The sequence below is a fragment of the Paenarthrobacter sp. AB444 genome, assembly GCF_028736865.1.
Lineage (GTDB): Bacteria > Actinomycetota > Actinomycetes > Actinomycetales > Micrococcaceae > Arthrobacter > Arthrobacter nicotinovorans_B.
Map to the genome: position 1 here is coordinate 61220 of NZ_JAQZBY010000016.1, position 15380 is coordinate 76599.

The following is a 15380-nucleotide window of genomic DNA, read 5'->3' on the forward strand; positions in this document are numbered from 1 at the left end:
GGGAGCTGTGTCGCACCGGGCGGCAAAGCCGGGTCGGGAAAAGCTGGGCGCTGCGTCCAGCCTCCGGCGCTACAATCCTCCCAAGAGCACTTCCCGGGCTGCCGGGCATACTGTCGAAAAGGATCAGATCCGCGATGCCGAGCACCGCCAGGGAGAACCTGGCCAAGAAAGCCTCCACCAGCGTGGAGGAACCGTCCACTCAGCAGGAAATGTTGCCAAGGGCCGTACGCGACAAGCCGTTCGCGTGGCTGCTGCTGGTTACCGGCGTCATTGGATGGCTGGCGTCGGGCGCCCTGGTCCTGGAGAAGCTCCAAGTGCTCCAGGATCCAAACCACATCACTGCTTGTGATGTGAACCCGTGGGTTTCCTGCGGAACCGTGATGAAGACGTGGCAGAGTTCCCTCTTCGGGTTCCCCAATATGTTCATCGGCATCGTTGCCTTCGCCGTCATCATCACCACCGCCGTGGGATTGCTCTCCGGAGCGCGTTTCTCACGCGGCTATTGGTTGGGACTCCAAGCGGGCGTGACCCTGGGCTTTGCCTTTGTTGTCTGGTTGTGGTCACAAGCGCTGTACGTCATCAACGTGCTCTGCCCGTTCTGCATGATCGTATGGGCTGTCATGATTCCCATGTTCGTCTGGGTAACCATCCGCAACATCGCCCACGGGGTCATTAAGGCACCGCCGTCCCTGGCCAAGTTGCTCGGCGACTCCGGGTGGATCATCGTGGTGCTGCTGTACGTGGCGGTCATCGCCACCATCTTCTTCGCTTTCATCCACGTCTTCGCCGGGACGTCGGGCTACTAAGCCACGCCGCCAAAAGAAAGGTCCCGTGTTCAAACGAACACGGGACCTTTCGCCTGTCCATGCCTGGATCAGTTGAACCAGATCTTGATTTCGCGCTCTGCCGAATCAACGGAGTCGGAACCGTGGACCAGGTTCTGCTGGACAGCCAAACCCCAGTCGCGGCCGAAGTCACCGCGGATGGTGCCGGGTGCCGCCGTCGTGGGGTCCGTCGTCCCGGCGAGGGAGCGGAAGCCTTCGATGACGCGGTGGCCCTCGAAAACGGCTGCGATGACCGGGCCGCTCAGCATGAACTCAACCAGGGGCTCGTAGAAGGGCTTGCCCACGTGTTCCTCGTAGTGCTGTTCCAGCAGCTCGCGGGTGGCATTGACCTTCTTCAATTCGGCCAAGGTGTAGCCCTTGGCTTCGATGCGGGCCAGGATGCTGCCGCCCAGGTTGCGGGCGACGCCGTCGGGCTTGACCAGGACGAGGGTCCGTTCAATGCTCACAGTTGCTCCAATGTGATGTATTCGGTGGTTTCCCAGCCAGTTTACGGGGTTTGCGGGCCGGCTTCGTCACTGTGGGCCGCGTCCCATTCGGCCTGCTCGCGGTCACGCTGGGCCACCTCGCGGTCAATCCTCATGCCGGCGCGGATCCCGTACCACCAGCAGATTGCGAACAGGACACCCACGATGAACATCATGGGCTCCGCCAGCCCGGTCAGAATGAGCACAATCTGCAGCACCCACCCGAGGGCCACGCCCCACGGCTTGGACAACACGGCGCACGCAAGAACCAGCACCACGCTCAACGCAATGCCCACACCCAGGATGATGCCCGGATCGACCTCGCCACGCTTAAGTCCGAATACGGCGAGCGTGCCGAAGAACGCAACGAAGGCTTCGAGCAGCAGCACCGTGGACGCGAACATCACCTTGGTCGAACGGCGCTTCTTCGGCATCCCGGGACGCCATTCGCGCTGCGCTTTGGTCATTTTCGCCATACTAGGCACCCGCCTTTCCCAGCAGAATCCGGGCCTCCGCCACCACCGTGATGGAACCGGTCACCAACACTCCGCCCGCAAGGTCATCGTTCGATTCGGAACGCTCAACGGCCCACTCAATGGCGTCGTCGAGCTTCTCGGCGATGTGCACGTTTTCTTCGCCGAAACCAAGATCGACGGCGAGCTCAGCCAGTTCAGCGGCGGGCACAGCCCGCGGCGAGGTGGACTGCGTGAAGCAGAACTCCTCGGCGAGGTCCCCCAGTGACTCCTTGAGCGTTTTCAGGATCTCCTCGGCGTCCTTTTCGCGCAGAACTCCCACCACAATCACCAATTTGCTGAAGCTGAACGCTTCCTGGATGGCCTCGGCCGACACCCTGATGCCGTCGGGGTTATGGGCTGCATCCACCACGATGGTCGGTGCGGTCCTGACAACCTCGAGGCGGCCGGGTGAGCTCACGGTGCCGAAGGCCTCCCGGAGTACATCGGCGTCGAGTTCCTTCGCGCCACCGCCGAAAAAGGCTTCAAGGGCAGCCACAGCGACAGCTGCATTCTCGGCCTGGTGGGCACCATGCAGCGGAAGCAGCAGGTCTTCGTAGCGTCCTGCCAGTCCCTGGATGGTCACAACCTGCCCGCCCACGGCCACGTTGCGCGCTTCCACGCCGAATTCGACGCCCTCGAAGCGGAACGGCACGTCGACTTCGCGGGCCTTTTCCAGCAGGACCTGTGCGGCGTCAACCGGCTGGGCAGCGCTTACCAAAAAGCCTCCTGGCTTGATGATTCCGGCTTTCTCGTAGGCGATGTCTTCGGTGGTGTCCCCCAGGAGGTCCGTGTGGTCCAGGGAAATCGGAGTGATGACCGATACCTGGCCATCGCCAACGTTGGTGGCGTCGGTGATGCCACCCAGGCCGACTTCGATCACGGCCACGTCAACTGGCTGGTCCGCGAAAATGGCGAAGCCGAGGATGGTGACGCACTCGAAGTAGGTCAACCGGGGCTGGCCATCGGCGACGAGTTCGTTGTCCACAATCTCGAGGTACGGCCGGATTTCGTCCCAGATCCGCACGAAAGTGTCATCAGAAACGGGTTCACCGTTGATGCTGATCCGTTCGGTCACCTTGGACAGGTGCGGGCTGGTGTAGCGGCCCGTGCTCAGACCGTGCGCGCGCAACCCGGCCTCGATCATGCGGGCAGTGGACGTCTTTCCATTGGTGCCTGTGATGTGGATGATCGGGAAAGCCTTGTTCGGCTCCCCCAGCACATCCATGGCCCGGAACAGCGGCGCAAGGCGCGGTTCCATCTTGTTTTCCGGTGCGCGGCCGAGGAGTTCGGCATAGACGCTCTCGACGGAGAATTCGTCAGTCATGGATCAGGCCCCTGCCTTCTCTACGGTGATCCGGGGTTCTCCCGCACCCGAAACCAGGGCTTCCAGCTCCAAGGTCAGCGTTTCCGTCTTGACCAGCCCGGCGTTGGCCTTGAGGGCATCGACGACGTCCTGCTGTGCTTCCACCGTGGTGTTGATACGGTCGCTCACATTGAAGCCGGCATCCTTGCGTGCCTGCTGGATGGCACGGACCATGTCACGGGCGAGGCCTTCGGCCGCGAGTTCCGGGGTGACCTCGGTGTTCAGGACCACGAAGCCGCCACCTGGCAGCACCGCAACGGAAGCGGAACCGCCGTCGACGGCGTCCGAAACAACGGTTTCCAGCGTGTATTCCTGCGCTTCAAGTTCCAGGCCACCGGCAACAACCACACCGGCGTCGTTCACGGACCAGTCACCGGACTTGGAACCCTTGATCGCCTGCTGCACGTTCTTGCCCAGGCGCGGGCCGGCGGCACGGGCATTGACCACGAGCTTCTGCTCGATGCCGAACTCCTCGGGCGAGGCCGTGGCGGCATCCAGCAGCCGCACCGACCGCAGGTTCAGTTCATCGGCGACGACGGCGGCGAAGCCTTCCAGCGCATCTGCGCCCGGTGCCACTACCGTCAGTTCCTGCAACGGCAGGCGAACGCGAAGGTTCGCGGCCTTGCGGAGGCTGGAACCTGTGGAACAGATCTGCTGGACGCGGTCCATGGCTTCGACGAGTTCGGGGTTGGACGGGAACATGGAAGCGTCCGGCCAGTCGGCCAGGTGTACCGAACGGCCACCGGTCAAGCCACGCCAGATTTCTTCCGAGACGAGTGGCAGCAGGGACGCTGCCACGCGGCATACAGCTTCCAGTGCCGTGTACAGGGCGTCGAAGGCGTCGACGTTCTCGTCAAAGAAGCGCTGGCGGCTGCGGCGGACGTACCAGTTGGTGAGCATGTCCAGGTAGCTGCGAAGTTCATCGCAGGCACCGGAGATGTCGTAGGTGTCCAGGTTCTCGGTGACCTTGCGCACCAGGTCACCGGTGTTGGCCAGGAGGTACTGGTCCAGCGTGTCCGAGTAGCCGTCATAACGAAGCTTCGCGTCATATCCGGAACCACCGTTGGAAGCGTTCGTGTAGAGCGTGAAGAAGCTGTACACATTCCAAAGCGGAAGGATGACCTGGCGGACACCGTCGCGGATGCCCTGCTCGGTGACGATCAGGTTTCCACCACGGAGGATGGGGCTGGACATCAGGAACCAGCGCATGGCGTCGGAGCCATCACGGTCCAGGACCTCCGAGACATCCGGGTAGTTCCGCAAGCTCTTGGACATCTTCTGGCCATCGGAACCCAGCACGATGCCGTGGCTGATCACGTTGCGGAAAGCCGGCCGGTCGAACAGGGCCGTGGACAGAATGTGAAGCATGTAGAACCAGCCACGGGTCTGGCCGATGTACTCCACGATGAAGTCCGCGGGGTTGTGGGTGTCGAACCAGTCTTCGTTCTGGAACGGGTAGTGCACCTGGCCGTAGGGCATCGAACCGGAGTCGAACCACACATCCAGGACATCCTCGACACGGCGCATGGTGGACTTGCCCGTGGGGTCATCCGGGTTCGGGCGGGTGAGCTCGTCGATGAAGGGCCGGTGCAGGTCCACCTGGCCCTCGTTGTTGACGGGCAGGCGGCCAAAGTCGGCTTCAAGGTCGGCCAGGGAGCCGTAGACGTCCGTGCGCGGGTATTCGGGGTCGTCGGACTGCCACACCGGAATGGGCGAGCCCCAATAACGGTTGCGGCTGATGGACCAGTCACGGGCGTTGTCGAGCCACTTGCCGAACTGGCCGTCCTTGACGTTGCCGGGGATCCAGTTGATCTCCTGGTTCAGCTCCGACATGCGGTCCTTGAACTTGGTGACCTCCACGTACCAGGAGGAGACCGCCCGGTAGATCAGGGGGTTGCGGCAACGCCAGCAATGCGGGTAGCTGTGCTCATAGCTGGCCTGGCGGACCAGGCGGCCATCTGCGCGCAGCACCTGGGTGATGGGCTTGTTGGCGTCGAAGACCTGCAGGCCAACGATGTCGGCGAGCTCACCATGGGCGAACAGCGGCAGGAACTTGGCGCCCTCATCCACCGACAGGACAACCGGAATTCCCGCTGCCTCACAGACCTTCTGGTCATCCTCACCGTAGGCGGGAGCCTGGTGGACAATGCCCGTACCGTCTGTGGTGGTGACGTACTCCGCTACGAGGACGCGCCAGGCGTTCTGCGTACCGTACTTCTCCGTATCGGCGAAATCGTTCCACAGCGGCTCGTATTCGAGGCCCTCAAGCTGGGAGCCGGTGTAGGTGGCCGTGACAGCGGCGGTTGCGGCAGCACCGTCGTCGTACCCCAGGTCCTTGGCGTAGGACCCCACAAGGTCGGCAGCCAGCAGGAAGCTGCCGGTCAACGGCGCCTCTGCGGAAGCGGCCTTGACGCCGTTGGGTCCAGCGGGCAGGACGGCGTAACTGATGTCAGGCCCGACGGCGAGCGCCAGGTTGGTCGGAAGCGTCCAGGGGGTGGTGGTCCAGGCAAGGGCCTGAACGCCTGCGAGCGCCCGGGAAACTTCGGACTCCCCAGCCTTGATGGGGAAGGTGACCGTGACGGTCTGGTCTTGCCGGTTCTTGTAGACGTCATCGTCCATGCGCAGTTCGTGGTTGGACAAGGGGGTCTCGTCCTTCCAGCAGTACGGCAGGACGCGGTAGCCGTTGTAGGTCAGGCCCTTCTCGTGCAACTGCTTGAAGGCCCAGAGGACCGACTCCATGTACTCGACGTTGAGTGTCTTGTAGTCGTTCTCGAAGTCAACCCAGCGTGCCTGGCGGGTGACGTAGGCCTTCCACTCGTTGGCGTACTTCATGACGGAGGCGCGGCAGGCGTCGTTGAATTTGTCGATGCCCATGGCTTCGATCTGGGTCTTGTCGGTCATGCCCAGTTGCTTCATGGCTTCGAGCTCTGCGGGGAGGCCGTGCGTGTCCCAGCCGAAGCGGCGTTCGACGCGCTTGCCGCGCTGGGTCTGGTAGCGACCCACGAGGTCCTTGGCGTAACCGGTCAGCAGGTGTCCGTAGTGCGGCAGTCCGTTGGCGAAGGGCGGTCCGTCGTAGAAGACGAATTCGTTGCTGCCGTCTTGCCCGGCGTCGCGCTGGTCGATGCTGGCTTGGAACGTGCCGTCTTCATCCCAGTATTTGAGGATGCGCTCTTCGATTTCCGGGAACTTCACGGAGGCGGACACGCCCTGCGCGCCGGACGAAGACGCTGAGGCCTTGGGGTAGTGGGTCATCTCATATCCTGTGATAGCTGGTTGACTGTCAGGATGCGAGGACGGCTTCTGTTCTGCCTGTCGGCAGCTCAGGTACCGCGGTACCACCTCACTTACCGGAACGTAACGCTCCGGCCTCTCATTACTGCTGTGACGGGCTTACCCGTCCGGTTCTACTGGGCGCTGACTGCCGTTTTGGCACTCACTGCGGTTCTTCCGGAAGCTCACCGGTGATGGCCGGGTCGATGCTGGTCCCCTTAGTCTAGCGGCAGCCGGGCGTGCTGCTCCACTCACAGAGTCATCCTTGAGGAGGACGGCCTGACGCCGCGGGGCTGCCTAGACTCGGGTCCATGTCCAACCACGCACCTGCCCTGCAGGCCGGAAGCCCCGCCCGACACCGCCCCTCCCTTGCGTGGACAGTGTTTGCGCTGATCGTGGCGGTGCCCACGGCGGGGGTTTCCCTGTTCAGAGCGGTCCCCGCCGAATGGCCTTTGCCCGTGGTGCAGCTGGTGGCGTTCACGCCCTGGCTGGTCATCCCGGCGGTCCTGGCACTGGTGCTCGGCGTGGTGGGGCGCCGGGTCTGGGTCATCATCTCGACGGCGGCCCTGATGGCAGCGCAGTTGTTCTGGTTGTTCCCTTTCGACGCCGGCATGCCGGAACGGCTGCCCGACGGGACACCTACTGTTTCCGTGAAAGTCATGAGCCTGAACACCGAATTCGGCGAAGCCGACGCGGCGGGCATCGTGCAGCTGGTCCGGGAGAACGGTGTCCAGCTTCTGGCACTGCAGGAGCATACACAGGGGTTGGAGGATCGTCTTCAAGCGGCAGGCCTGAAGGATCTCCTCCCCCAGCGTGTGAGCGACCCCCGTGACGATGCCGGCGGTGGTGCCGTCTACTCGGTCTTCCCGTTGGAACCCGATGGACTTCTTCCGGACACGCCTTTCCACATGGGCGTCACAAGGGTGCTGGCAGCAGACCCGAACACAGGCCAGAGGTCGGCGCTGGATCTCACGAACGTCCATGCCCTGCCTCCCGTGGACGAGAGGATCGAACAGTGGCGCAGCGACCTGGCCAAGATCGGCCGCCAAGCCTCAAGCCCTGGTACCCAGCTGCTGATGGGCGACTTCAATGCGTCCTACGACCACGTGGAGTTCCGGGAGATGCTGGACTCCGGGAATGGCGGCGCCAAGCTGGTGGATGTAGGTACAGCAGCCACGGCGCGGTTCTCCCCCACCTGGCCCATGGAAGGGCCGCTGCTCCCGGGAACGGTGCTGGACCACGTGGTCACGTCCTCCCGAATCAGCAGCAGCGGCTACCAGGTTCAGAAAGTGCCTGGCTCAGACCACGCGGCTGTGCTCGCTACGCTTGCTGTTCCTGCGGGCTAGTCCTGCTTGCGGATCAGTTTGTGGTTCGCTGCCTGGGCTACCGGGCGCACTACGATCTGGTCCAGATTGATGTGGTGCGGAAGCGAGACCGCGTACTTGACGACGTCGGCTACGTCATCGGCCGTCAAGGGCTTTTCCACCCCTGCGTAGACCTTGGCTGCCGCGTCCTTGTCCCCCAGCCTGTTGAGGGCGAATTCCTCCGTGTACACCAGTCCGGGAGCCACTTCGATGACGCGGATGTTGTTGCCGACTTCCTCAAGCCGCAGTGCGTTGGTCATGGCATGCTGGGCGAATTTGGCGGCGTTGTAGCCTCCACCGCCTTCATAAGCGGACAGCCCTGCAGTGGAGGTGAGGTTCAGCACCGTGCCTTCGCCGGTCGCTCGCAGCATGGGCAGGAAGGCCCGGGTGATTTTCATGGTGCCCAGGACGTTGACCTGGTACATCCATTCCCAGTCCTCGGTGTCCGCGTTCCCAATGGTGTCGGCGCCCCTCGCGCCGCCGGCGATGTTGATGAGCGTGTCAGCACCCCCGGCCTCGGTGACGGCCGCGAGAAGGGCCGCGACGTCGTCGTCGTTCGTGATGTCTGCCGGGAACGGCACCGCGCCGGTTTCGGCACCCAGGGCCTCGATCCTGTCGGCGCGTCGTGCAACGGCAAACACCGTCCATCCGCTCGATGCCAGGGCCTTCACGGTCGCCTCACCGATTCCGGTACTGGCGCCAGTGACGACGGCTGTCTTGTTCTCTGCTGCGGGGGTGCTGTGCGCTGCCAAAGTCATGGCACCACCCTATCGGGCGTTCGCCATCGACCCGCGGCGGGTTGTAACGCCAAGCCATGAAACAATTGGTCCATGGCTGAATCAACGCAGGGTACAGACACGCCCGCCACCGCCCCCATTAACGTCCCCGACAAGCCGGCCCTTGAAGGCCTCGAGGCTGCTTTGACGCAGCGCTGGCTCGAAGAGGGAACCTACAAGTTCAACCCGGACACCACCCGGGAGCAGGTCTACTCGATCGATACTCCCCCGCCGACGGCTTCCGGCTCGCTCCACGTGGGCCACATGTTCTCCTTCACCCAGACGGACGTCCAGGCCCGCTACATGCGGATGACCGGCAAGAACGTCTTCTACCCCATGGGCTGGGACGACAACGGCCTGCCCACGGAGCGCCGTGTCCAGAACTACTACGGTGTTCGCTGCGATCCCGCCATCCCGTACAACGCGGACTACCGCCCGCCTGCCCAGCCTGCGAAGAACCAGCGCGATTTCGACGTCGTTTCGCGCCAGAACTTCATCGAACTGTGCGAAGAGCTCGCCGTTGAGGACGAGAAGGTCTTCGAAAACCTCTTCCAGACGCTCGGCCTGTCCGTCGACTGGGACCTGACCTACCGCACCATTGATGACACCTCCCGCGCCGTCTCGCAGCGAGCCTTCCTGGCCAACCTGGCTGCCGGTGACGCTTACATGGCCGAAGCCCCCACTCTGTGGGATGTCACGTTCCGTACCGCTGTGGCCCAGGCCGAGCTTGAGGACCGCGAAGTCCCCGGTGCCTACTACCGCTACCCCTTCTTCACAGAAGACGGCGAAAAGATCTTCATCGAGACCACCCGTCCCGAGTTGCTGGCTGCCTGTGCAGCGCTGGTGGCAAACCCCGACGACGAGCGGTACCAGCCCCTGTTCGGCAAGACCGTGAAGTCGCCCCTGTTCGACGTCGAGCTTGAGGTCAAGGCCCACCCGCTTGCCAAGGCGGACAAGGGTTCCGGTATTGCCATGGTCTGTACCTTCGGCGACCTGACCGACGTCACCTGGTGGCGCGAACTGCAGCTGCCTACCCGCGCCATCATGGGTCGTGACGGCCGCATCATCGCCGAAACTCCGGAGTGGATCACCACCGAAGCCGGCAAGGAAGCCTACGCGGCCATCGCAGGCAAGACCGCCTTCTCCGCCAAGGAAGCAGTAGTGGAACTGCTCAAGGCAGCCGAACTGCTCGATGGTGAACCGAAGAAGATCACCCACCCAGTGAATTTCTTCGAAAAGGGCGACAAGCCCCTTGAGGTGGTCACCTCCCGCCAGTGGTACATCCACAACGGTGGCCGCGACGAAGAACGCCGCCAGCGCCTGATCGGCCGAGGCCAGGAAATCAACTTCCACCCGTCCTTCATGCGCTCCCGGTACGAGAACTGGATCGCCGGCCTCAACGGTGACTGGCTCGTATCCCGTCAGCGCTTCTTCGGCGTGCCCATCCCGGTGTGGTACCCGCTGGACGCCCAAGGCAATCCGGACTACGACAACCCCATCCTGCCTTCCGATGAGATGCTGCCCGTCGACCCGGCGGCAGACGCTGCCCCCGGTTTCGATGAGTCCCAGCGCGACCAGGCCAACGGCTTTACCGGAGACGCTGACGTTCTCGACACCTGGGCCACGTCGTCGCTGACGCCTCAGATCGTTGGTGGCTGGAGCCGGGATGACGAACTGTTTTCCAAGGTCTACCCCTTCGACCTCCGTCCGCAGGGCCACGACATTATCCGTACGTGGTTGTTCTCTTCGGTCGTCCGCGCCGATGCACTCCAGAACAGCGCACCGTGGAAGCATGCGGCCATCTCCGGCTGGATCCTTGACCCGGACCGCAAGAAGATGTCCAAGTCCAAGGGCAACGTAGTGGTACCTACCGATGTGCTGAACGAATATGGTTCGGATGCCGTCCGCTATTGGGCAGCTTCGGCCAAGCTCGGCGCTGACACCGCGTACGAGATCGCCCAGATGAAGATCGGTCGCCGCTTGGCCATCAAGCTGCTGAACGCATCCAAATTCGTGCTCAACCTCGGTGCCACGGAGAACTCGGTGGTGAACAGCGACCTGTCGGTTCTGGCGAACCCGCTGGACCGCGCTCTCCTGGCGCAGCTGTCCGACGTCGTCGCCCAGGCCACCAAAGCGTTCGACAACTACGACTATGCCCGCGCATTGCAAATCACGGAGTCCTTCTTCTGGCAGTTCACTGACGACTACGTCGAACTGATCAAGGACCGTGCCTACGGCGCAGCCGGAGAGTCGGAGCAGGCTTCCGTCCTGGCTGCACTGGCAACGACGCTGGACTCGTTGCTCCGCCTCTTCGCCCCGTTCCTTCCCTTCGCTACCGAAGAGGTCTGGGGCTGGTGGCGCACGGGTTCGGTCCACCGTGCCGAATGGCCCACGGCCCTTGAGATCACCGACGGCGACACCACCATGCTTGGCACGGTCGGTATCGCTTTGAGCGGCATCCGCAAGGCAAAGTCCGAGGCCAAGGTCAAGCAGCGCACCGAGGTGCTCTCCGCCTCCATCACAGCTTCTGAGGTACTGGTTGCGCAGCTGAAGGCCGGCCTGGGTGACTTGAAGGCGGCAGCCAACGCGCAGGAGATCACCTTGCAGTCCGGTGAAGGTGAGTTGACCGTCAGCGACGTCGTCTTGGCTCCTGCCGAGGAGGCCCCGGCCTCCTAAGCGACACGAGCGCCCAAGGGACTTTTGGGCAAAGGGAAAGCCCCATCAGCGTTTTGCCGTTGGTGGGGCTTCGACTTTTCGGCTGTCCGGTGACGACTTGACAGTCTGGCGGAATCCTTGGAATTTCAGGTCTTCCTACCTCGTCACAGGTAGCTTGCTTCCAACTTTGCCAAAGGCTGCGTTGGTTGCATATCACTGAATCTTTGGTTTCCGTGTCCCTCTTCTTTCGAAGTGGGTAAGAACAATTGTTGTCCTGCTGACCGGGATACACAAGGCTTCGGAAAGAACTACAGACCTGTAGTTATCCTGACGATCTGCGAGCAGCTGTGGCAGAGTAATGTCCATGCCGGAACTGCCCGAAGTGCACGGCCTGTGCATGTACCTGGACACCCAACTCCGTGGAGCCACGCTGACCGAGGTCCGCATCAACTCCTTCTCTGCGCTCAAGACTGCCGATCCTCCCTACAGCGCCTTGGAGGGAAGGACCGTTCAGGGGGCGCGGCGCCTTGGAAAGTTCGTTTGCCTTGATCTGGACGGGCTTTTCTTCATTTTCCATTTAGCCAAAGCAGGCTGGGTCCGCTACACCGAGCACCCTTCCTCCGCGGGATTGCGGATGGGGAAGAGCAACATCTCGGCGAGGCTGCTGTTCCACCGTCCCGCCGACGACGCCCACATCGGAGTGGACCTGACAGAAGCCGGAACCAAGAAGAGCCTGGCCATCTATGCAGTCAGGGACCCGCAGGACGTTCCGGGTATCGCGACGCTTGGCCCTGAACCGCTGAGTCCCGACTTCGATGAGGCCGCTTTCGCCGACATAGTGAAGTCCAGCCCGCAGCAGATCAAGGGCCTGCTGCGCAGCCAAAGCGTGATCGCTGGCATCGGCAACGCCTATAGTGACGAGATTCTCCACGCCGCGAAGATCTCCCCGTTCGCCATCGCAAAGTCGCTGGACAAGGAAACGGTGGCCCGTTTGTATGACTCCATGCAGGAAGTCCTGGTTGGCGCCGTCAACGCAGCTGCCGGAAAACCCTCCAGCGAACTCAAGGACACCAAGCGCAGCAACTTCAGGGTACACGCCAGGACCGGTTTGCCGTGCCCCGTGTGTGGGGAAACAGTAAGGGAGGTGTCCTTCGCGGACACCTCCCTCCAATACTGCCCCCACTGCCAGACCAACGGAAAAATCCTGGCCGACCGCCGGACCTCGCGCTTCCTGAAGTAGCGCTTGGGTACAGCTAGTTGAATTCCGGGCTCTCCGTGCGGCTGCGCTTGAGTTCAAAGAAGTGCGGGTAGCCGGCCAACGTGACTGTCGCATCCCAGAGCTTCCCGGCTTCCTCGCCCCGGGGAATGCGGGTGAGGACAGGCCCGAAGAACGCGGTCCCATTGACTGCGACCACGGGAGTCCCGACATCCTGGCCCACCAGGGAGATACCGGCCTCGTGGCTGGCCCGCAGCTTGGCGTCGTATTCGTCCGACTCTGCGAAGCGTGCCAGGTCGGCTGGAAGCCCGGTCTCTGCAAGGGCTTTCTGGATCACCGAAGCGCGGTCCTTGTTGCCCTCATGGTGGATCTGCTCTCCCATGGCGTCATAAAGCGGCTTGACGTAGCTGCTGCCATGGAGCTCCTGCGCCGCGATGATGACGCGAACAGGACCCCAGCTGTCATCCATCATGGCCCTGTACTCGGCGGGGAGGTCGCGGCCTTCGTTCAGGACGGACAGGCTCATCACATGCCAGGTGGTTTCGATGCCGCGTACTTGCTCCACCTCTCCGATCCAACGTGACGTGATCCATGCAAAGGGGCACACAGGGTCGAACCAGAAGTCGGCTTTATTGACGGTGTTTTCGGGCGCGGTCACTTCAGACACAATCTGTTCGGACACAGAGAACTCCTCGACAAGAGTGGAAACGTGGGCAATCACGGCGGTCCCTGGAGAACCGCTCCTTCTTTGGCCAACGGCCGGTCAGGCTGACTTATTCCGCCGCTTGGCCACTACGTCATGGGCGATCATGGTCGGCTGGGCCTTCTTCGCTACCGCATCGGCTGTGATGACCACCGTTGCAATGTCATCCCGGCTGGGAAGATCAAACATGACCGGAAGCAGCACTTCTTCCATGATGGCCCGCAGGCCACGTGCGCCGGTTCCACGCTCCAGGGCCTGGTCGGCGATCGCGTTCAAGGCCTCCTGCTCGAACTGCAACTCCACGCCGTCGAGCTGGAACATCTTCTGGTACTGCTTCACCAGGGCATTCTTCGGTGTGGACAAAATCTGGATGAGGGCCGGCCGGTCGAGGCTGGACACGGTGGTAATGACAGGGAGACGGCCGATGAATTCAGGGATGAGTCCGAATTTCAGCAGATCCTCGGGCATGACCTCGCCGTAGGTATCCACGGTATCGCGGGCTTCGTTCAGCGGAGCACCGAAGCCGATGCCCTTCCGCCCGGACCGCGAACCGATGATGTCTTCCAGGCCGGCAAAGGCGCCCGCCACAATGAAGAGGACATTGGTGGTGTCGATCTGGATGAACTCCTGATGCGGGTGCTTCCGTCCGCCCTGGGGAGGGACAGAGGCCACTGTACCCTCAAGTATTTTCAAAAGCGCCTGTTGGACGCCCTCACCCGAAACGTCGCGCGTGATCGAGGGGTTTTCGCTCTTACGGGAAATCTTGTCGATCTCATCGATATAGATGATGCCCTGCTCGGCCTTCTTGACGTCGTAGTCGGCGGCCTGGATGAGCTTGAGCAGGATGTTCTCGACGTCCTCGCCGACGTAGCCGGCTTCGGTCAAGGCCGTGGCATCAGCGACGGCGAACGGCACATTGAGCCGCCGGGCCAGGGTCTGTGCCAAGTACGTCTTACCGCAACCGGTGGGCCCAATCAGCAAAATGTTGGACTTGGCGATCTCCACGTCCTCGTGATGGGAGCCCTCCCCCAAGCTGCCGGTCTTGGGTGCATGGCCTGCCTGGATCCGCTTGTAGTGGTTATAGACAGCCACTGCCAAGGACCGTTTGGCGGGTTCCTGGCCAATGACGTATTCCTGCAGGAAATCGAAGATTTCGCGGGGCTTGGGCAATTCGAAGCTGCCGAGATCGGAAACTTCCGCAAGCTCCTCTTCGATGATCTCGTTGCACAGCTCGATGCACTCGTCACAGATGTACACACCGGGCCCGGCAATCAGCTTCCGCACCTGCTTCTGGCTCTTTCCGCAGAAAGAACACTTCAGCAGATCCGTGCTCTCACCAATCCGAGCCATGTGGGAATCCCTTCGTTGCATGCGGGTGATGCGGCTCCGCGCCGTACTCAAGTGTGCGGCCAAGCCGCGGTTGGCACCACCGTGACACCATCCACTCTAGGTCACAATGGGCTGCTTGCGTGGAAACAGAACGCCGGTGCGGTCCATATTTCGCGAACCGCACCGGCGTCGTATTCCGTGTGCTACCGGGCGATCGCCTGCGGCTTGATCTTCCGGGAGTCCAGAACCTGGTCGATCAGGCCGTAACTCATGGCTTCGGCCGCCGTCAGGATCTTGTCGCGTTCGATGTCGTTGTTGACCTGCTCGGAGGTGCGTCCCGAGTGGTGGGCCAGCGTGTCCTCAAGCCAGGTCCTCATGCGCATGACCTCCGCAGCCTGGATTTCGAGGTCCGAGGCCTGGCCTCCCTGGCCGCCGGAAAGGGCCGGCTGGTGGATCAGGACGCGGGCGTTCGGCAGGGCCAGGCGCTTGCCGGGGGTGCCGGCGGCGAGCAGGACCGCGGCCGCACTGGCTGCCTGCCCCAGGCACACCGTCTGGATCTCCGGACGGATGTACTGCATGGTGTCGTAGATCGCCGTCATGGCCGTGAAGGAACCACCGGGCGAGTTGATGTACAACGTGATGTCGCGGTCCGGGTCCGTGGACTCAAGGACCAGCAGCTGGGCCATGATGTCGTCGGCAGAGGCGTCATCGACCTGGACTCCGAGGAAGATGATGCGGTCCTCGAAGAGCTTGGTGTACGGGTCCTGGCGCTTGAAGCCGTAGGGCGTGCGCTCTTCGAACTGGGGCAGGACGTAACGGCTGGACGGGAGGTTACCGGCAGACCATCCGAAGTTGTAGTTCATGTTCTTACTCCTGGGTT

General features: G+C 62.5%; 12 protein-coding genes. 4 read left to right on the top strand and 8 right to left on the bottom strand.

The annotated features are described in order from the left end of the window. Window positions 1-134 precede the first annotated feature (134 nt). The gene (locus PQ627_RS17610) at window positions 135-806 is read left to right on the top strand and encodes a vitamin K epoxide reductase family protein (RefSeq protein ID WP_274262721.1); all 672 of its coding nucleotides are present in this window, start codon (window positions 135-137) and stop codon (window positions 804-806) included. Window positions 807-874: 68 nt separating this feature from the next. Here PQ627_RS17610 and ndk read toward each other — a convergent pair whose 3' ends face one another. Genes ndk through ileS form a run of 4 tightly spaced genes read right to left on the bottom strand, consistent with a single transcriptional unit; the run spans window position 875 to window position 6439 of the window. Continuing rightward, the gene (ndk, locus tag PQ627_RS17615) at window positions 875-1291 is read right to left on the bottom strand and encodes a nucleoside-diphosphate kinase (protein WP_144659015.1); all 417 of its coding nucleotides are present in this window, start codon (window positions 1289-1291) and stop codon (window positions 875-877) included. 41 nt (window positions 1292-1332) lie between these two features. Next, a complete protein-coding gene (locus PQ627_RS17620) occupies window positions 1333-1785 on the bottom strand; it encodes a DUF4233 domain-containing protein (protein ID WP_144659016.1) in 453 nt (150 codons plus the stop codon). A 1-nt stretch (window position 1786) separates the two neighbouring features. Then, on the bottom strand, window positions 1787-3148 hold the full coding sequence (locus PQ627_RS17625; protein ID WP_274262722.1) for a bifunctional folylpolyglutamate synthase/dihydrofolate synthase: 1362 nt from the start codon (window positions 3146-3148) through the stop codon (window positions 1787-1789). A 3-nt stretch (window positions 3149-3151) separates the two neighbouring features. Beyond that, complete coding sequence (ileS, locus tag PQ627_RS17630) at window positions 3152-6439, bottom strand: isoleucine--tRNA ligase (RefSeq protein ID WP_274262723.1); 3288 nt, start codon at window positions 6437-6439, stop codon at window positions 3152-3154. A 329-nt stretch (window positions 6440-6768) separates the two neighbouring features. On the opposite strand from ileS, the gene PQ627_RS17635 reads away from it, so the two are divergent. Then, the gene (locus PQ627_RS17635) at window positions 6769-7803 is read left to right on the top strand and encodes an endonuclease/exonuclease/phosphatase family protein (protein ID WP_274262724.1); all 1035 of its coding nucleotides are present in this window, start codon (window positions 6769-6771) and stop codon (window positions 7801-7803) included. On the opposite strand, the gene PQ627_RS17640 is transcribed toward PQ627_RS17635, so the two are convergent. Next, complete coding sequence (locus PQ627_RS17640; RefSeq protein WP_274262725.1) at window positions 7800-8579, bottom strand: SDR family oxidoreductase; 780 nt, start codon at window positions 8577-8579, stop codon at window positions 7800-7802. The genes PQ627_RS17635 and PQ627_RS17640 overlap by 4 nt on opposite strands. A gap of 72 nt (window positions 8580-8651) precedes the next feature. Here PQ627_RS17640 and valS point away from each other — a divergent pair, with 72 nt between their 5' ends. After that, window positions 8652-11273, top strand: a complete 2622-nt coding sequence (gene valS / locus PQ627_RS17645) for a valine--tRNA ligase (protein ID WP_274262726.1) — start codon at window positions 8652-8654, stop codon at window positions 11271-11273. 343 nt (window positions 11274-11616) lie between these two features. Further along, window positions 11617-12492 (top strand): Fpg/Nei family DNA glycosylase, encoded by an 876-nt coding sequence (locus PQ627_RS17650; protein ID WP_274262727.1) that lies wholly within the window; start codon window positions 11617-11619, stop codon window positions 12490-12492. Between the two features lie 13 nt (window positions 12493-12505). Here PQ627_RS17650 and PQ627_RS17655 read toward each other — a convergent pair whose 3' ends face one another. From PQ627_RS17655 to PQ627_RS17665, 3 genes are all read right to left on the bottom strand, one after another. Continuing rightward, a complete protein-coding gene (locus PQ627_RS17655) occupies window positions 12506-13150 on the bottom strand; it encodes a mycothiol-dependent nitroreductase Rv2466c family protein (RefSeq protein ID WP_274262728.1) in 645 nt (214 codons plus the stop codon). A gap of 81 nt (window positions 13151-13231) precedes the next feature. Continuing rightward, the gene (gene clpX / locus PQ627_RS17660; protein ID WP_144659024.1) at window positions 13232-14521 is read right to left on the bottom strand and encodes an ATP-dependent Clp protease ATP-binding subunit ClpX; all 1290 of its coding nucleotides are present in this window, start codon (window positions 14519-14521) and stop codon (window positions 13232-13234) included. A 182-nt stretch (window positions 14522-14703) separates the two neighbouring features. Further along, window positions 14704-15363, bottom strand: coding sequence for an ATP-dependent Clp protease proteolytic subunit (locus PQ627_RS17665; protein ID WP_144659025.1), 660 nt, complete (start codon window positions 15361-15363; stop codon window positions 14704-14706). Window positions 15364-15380: the final 17 nt, after the last annotated feature.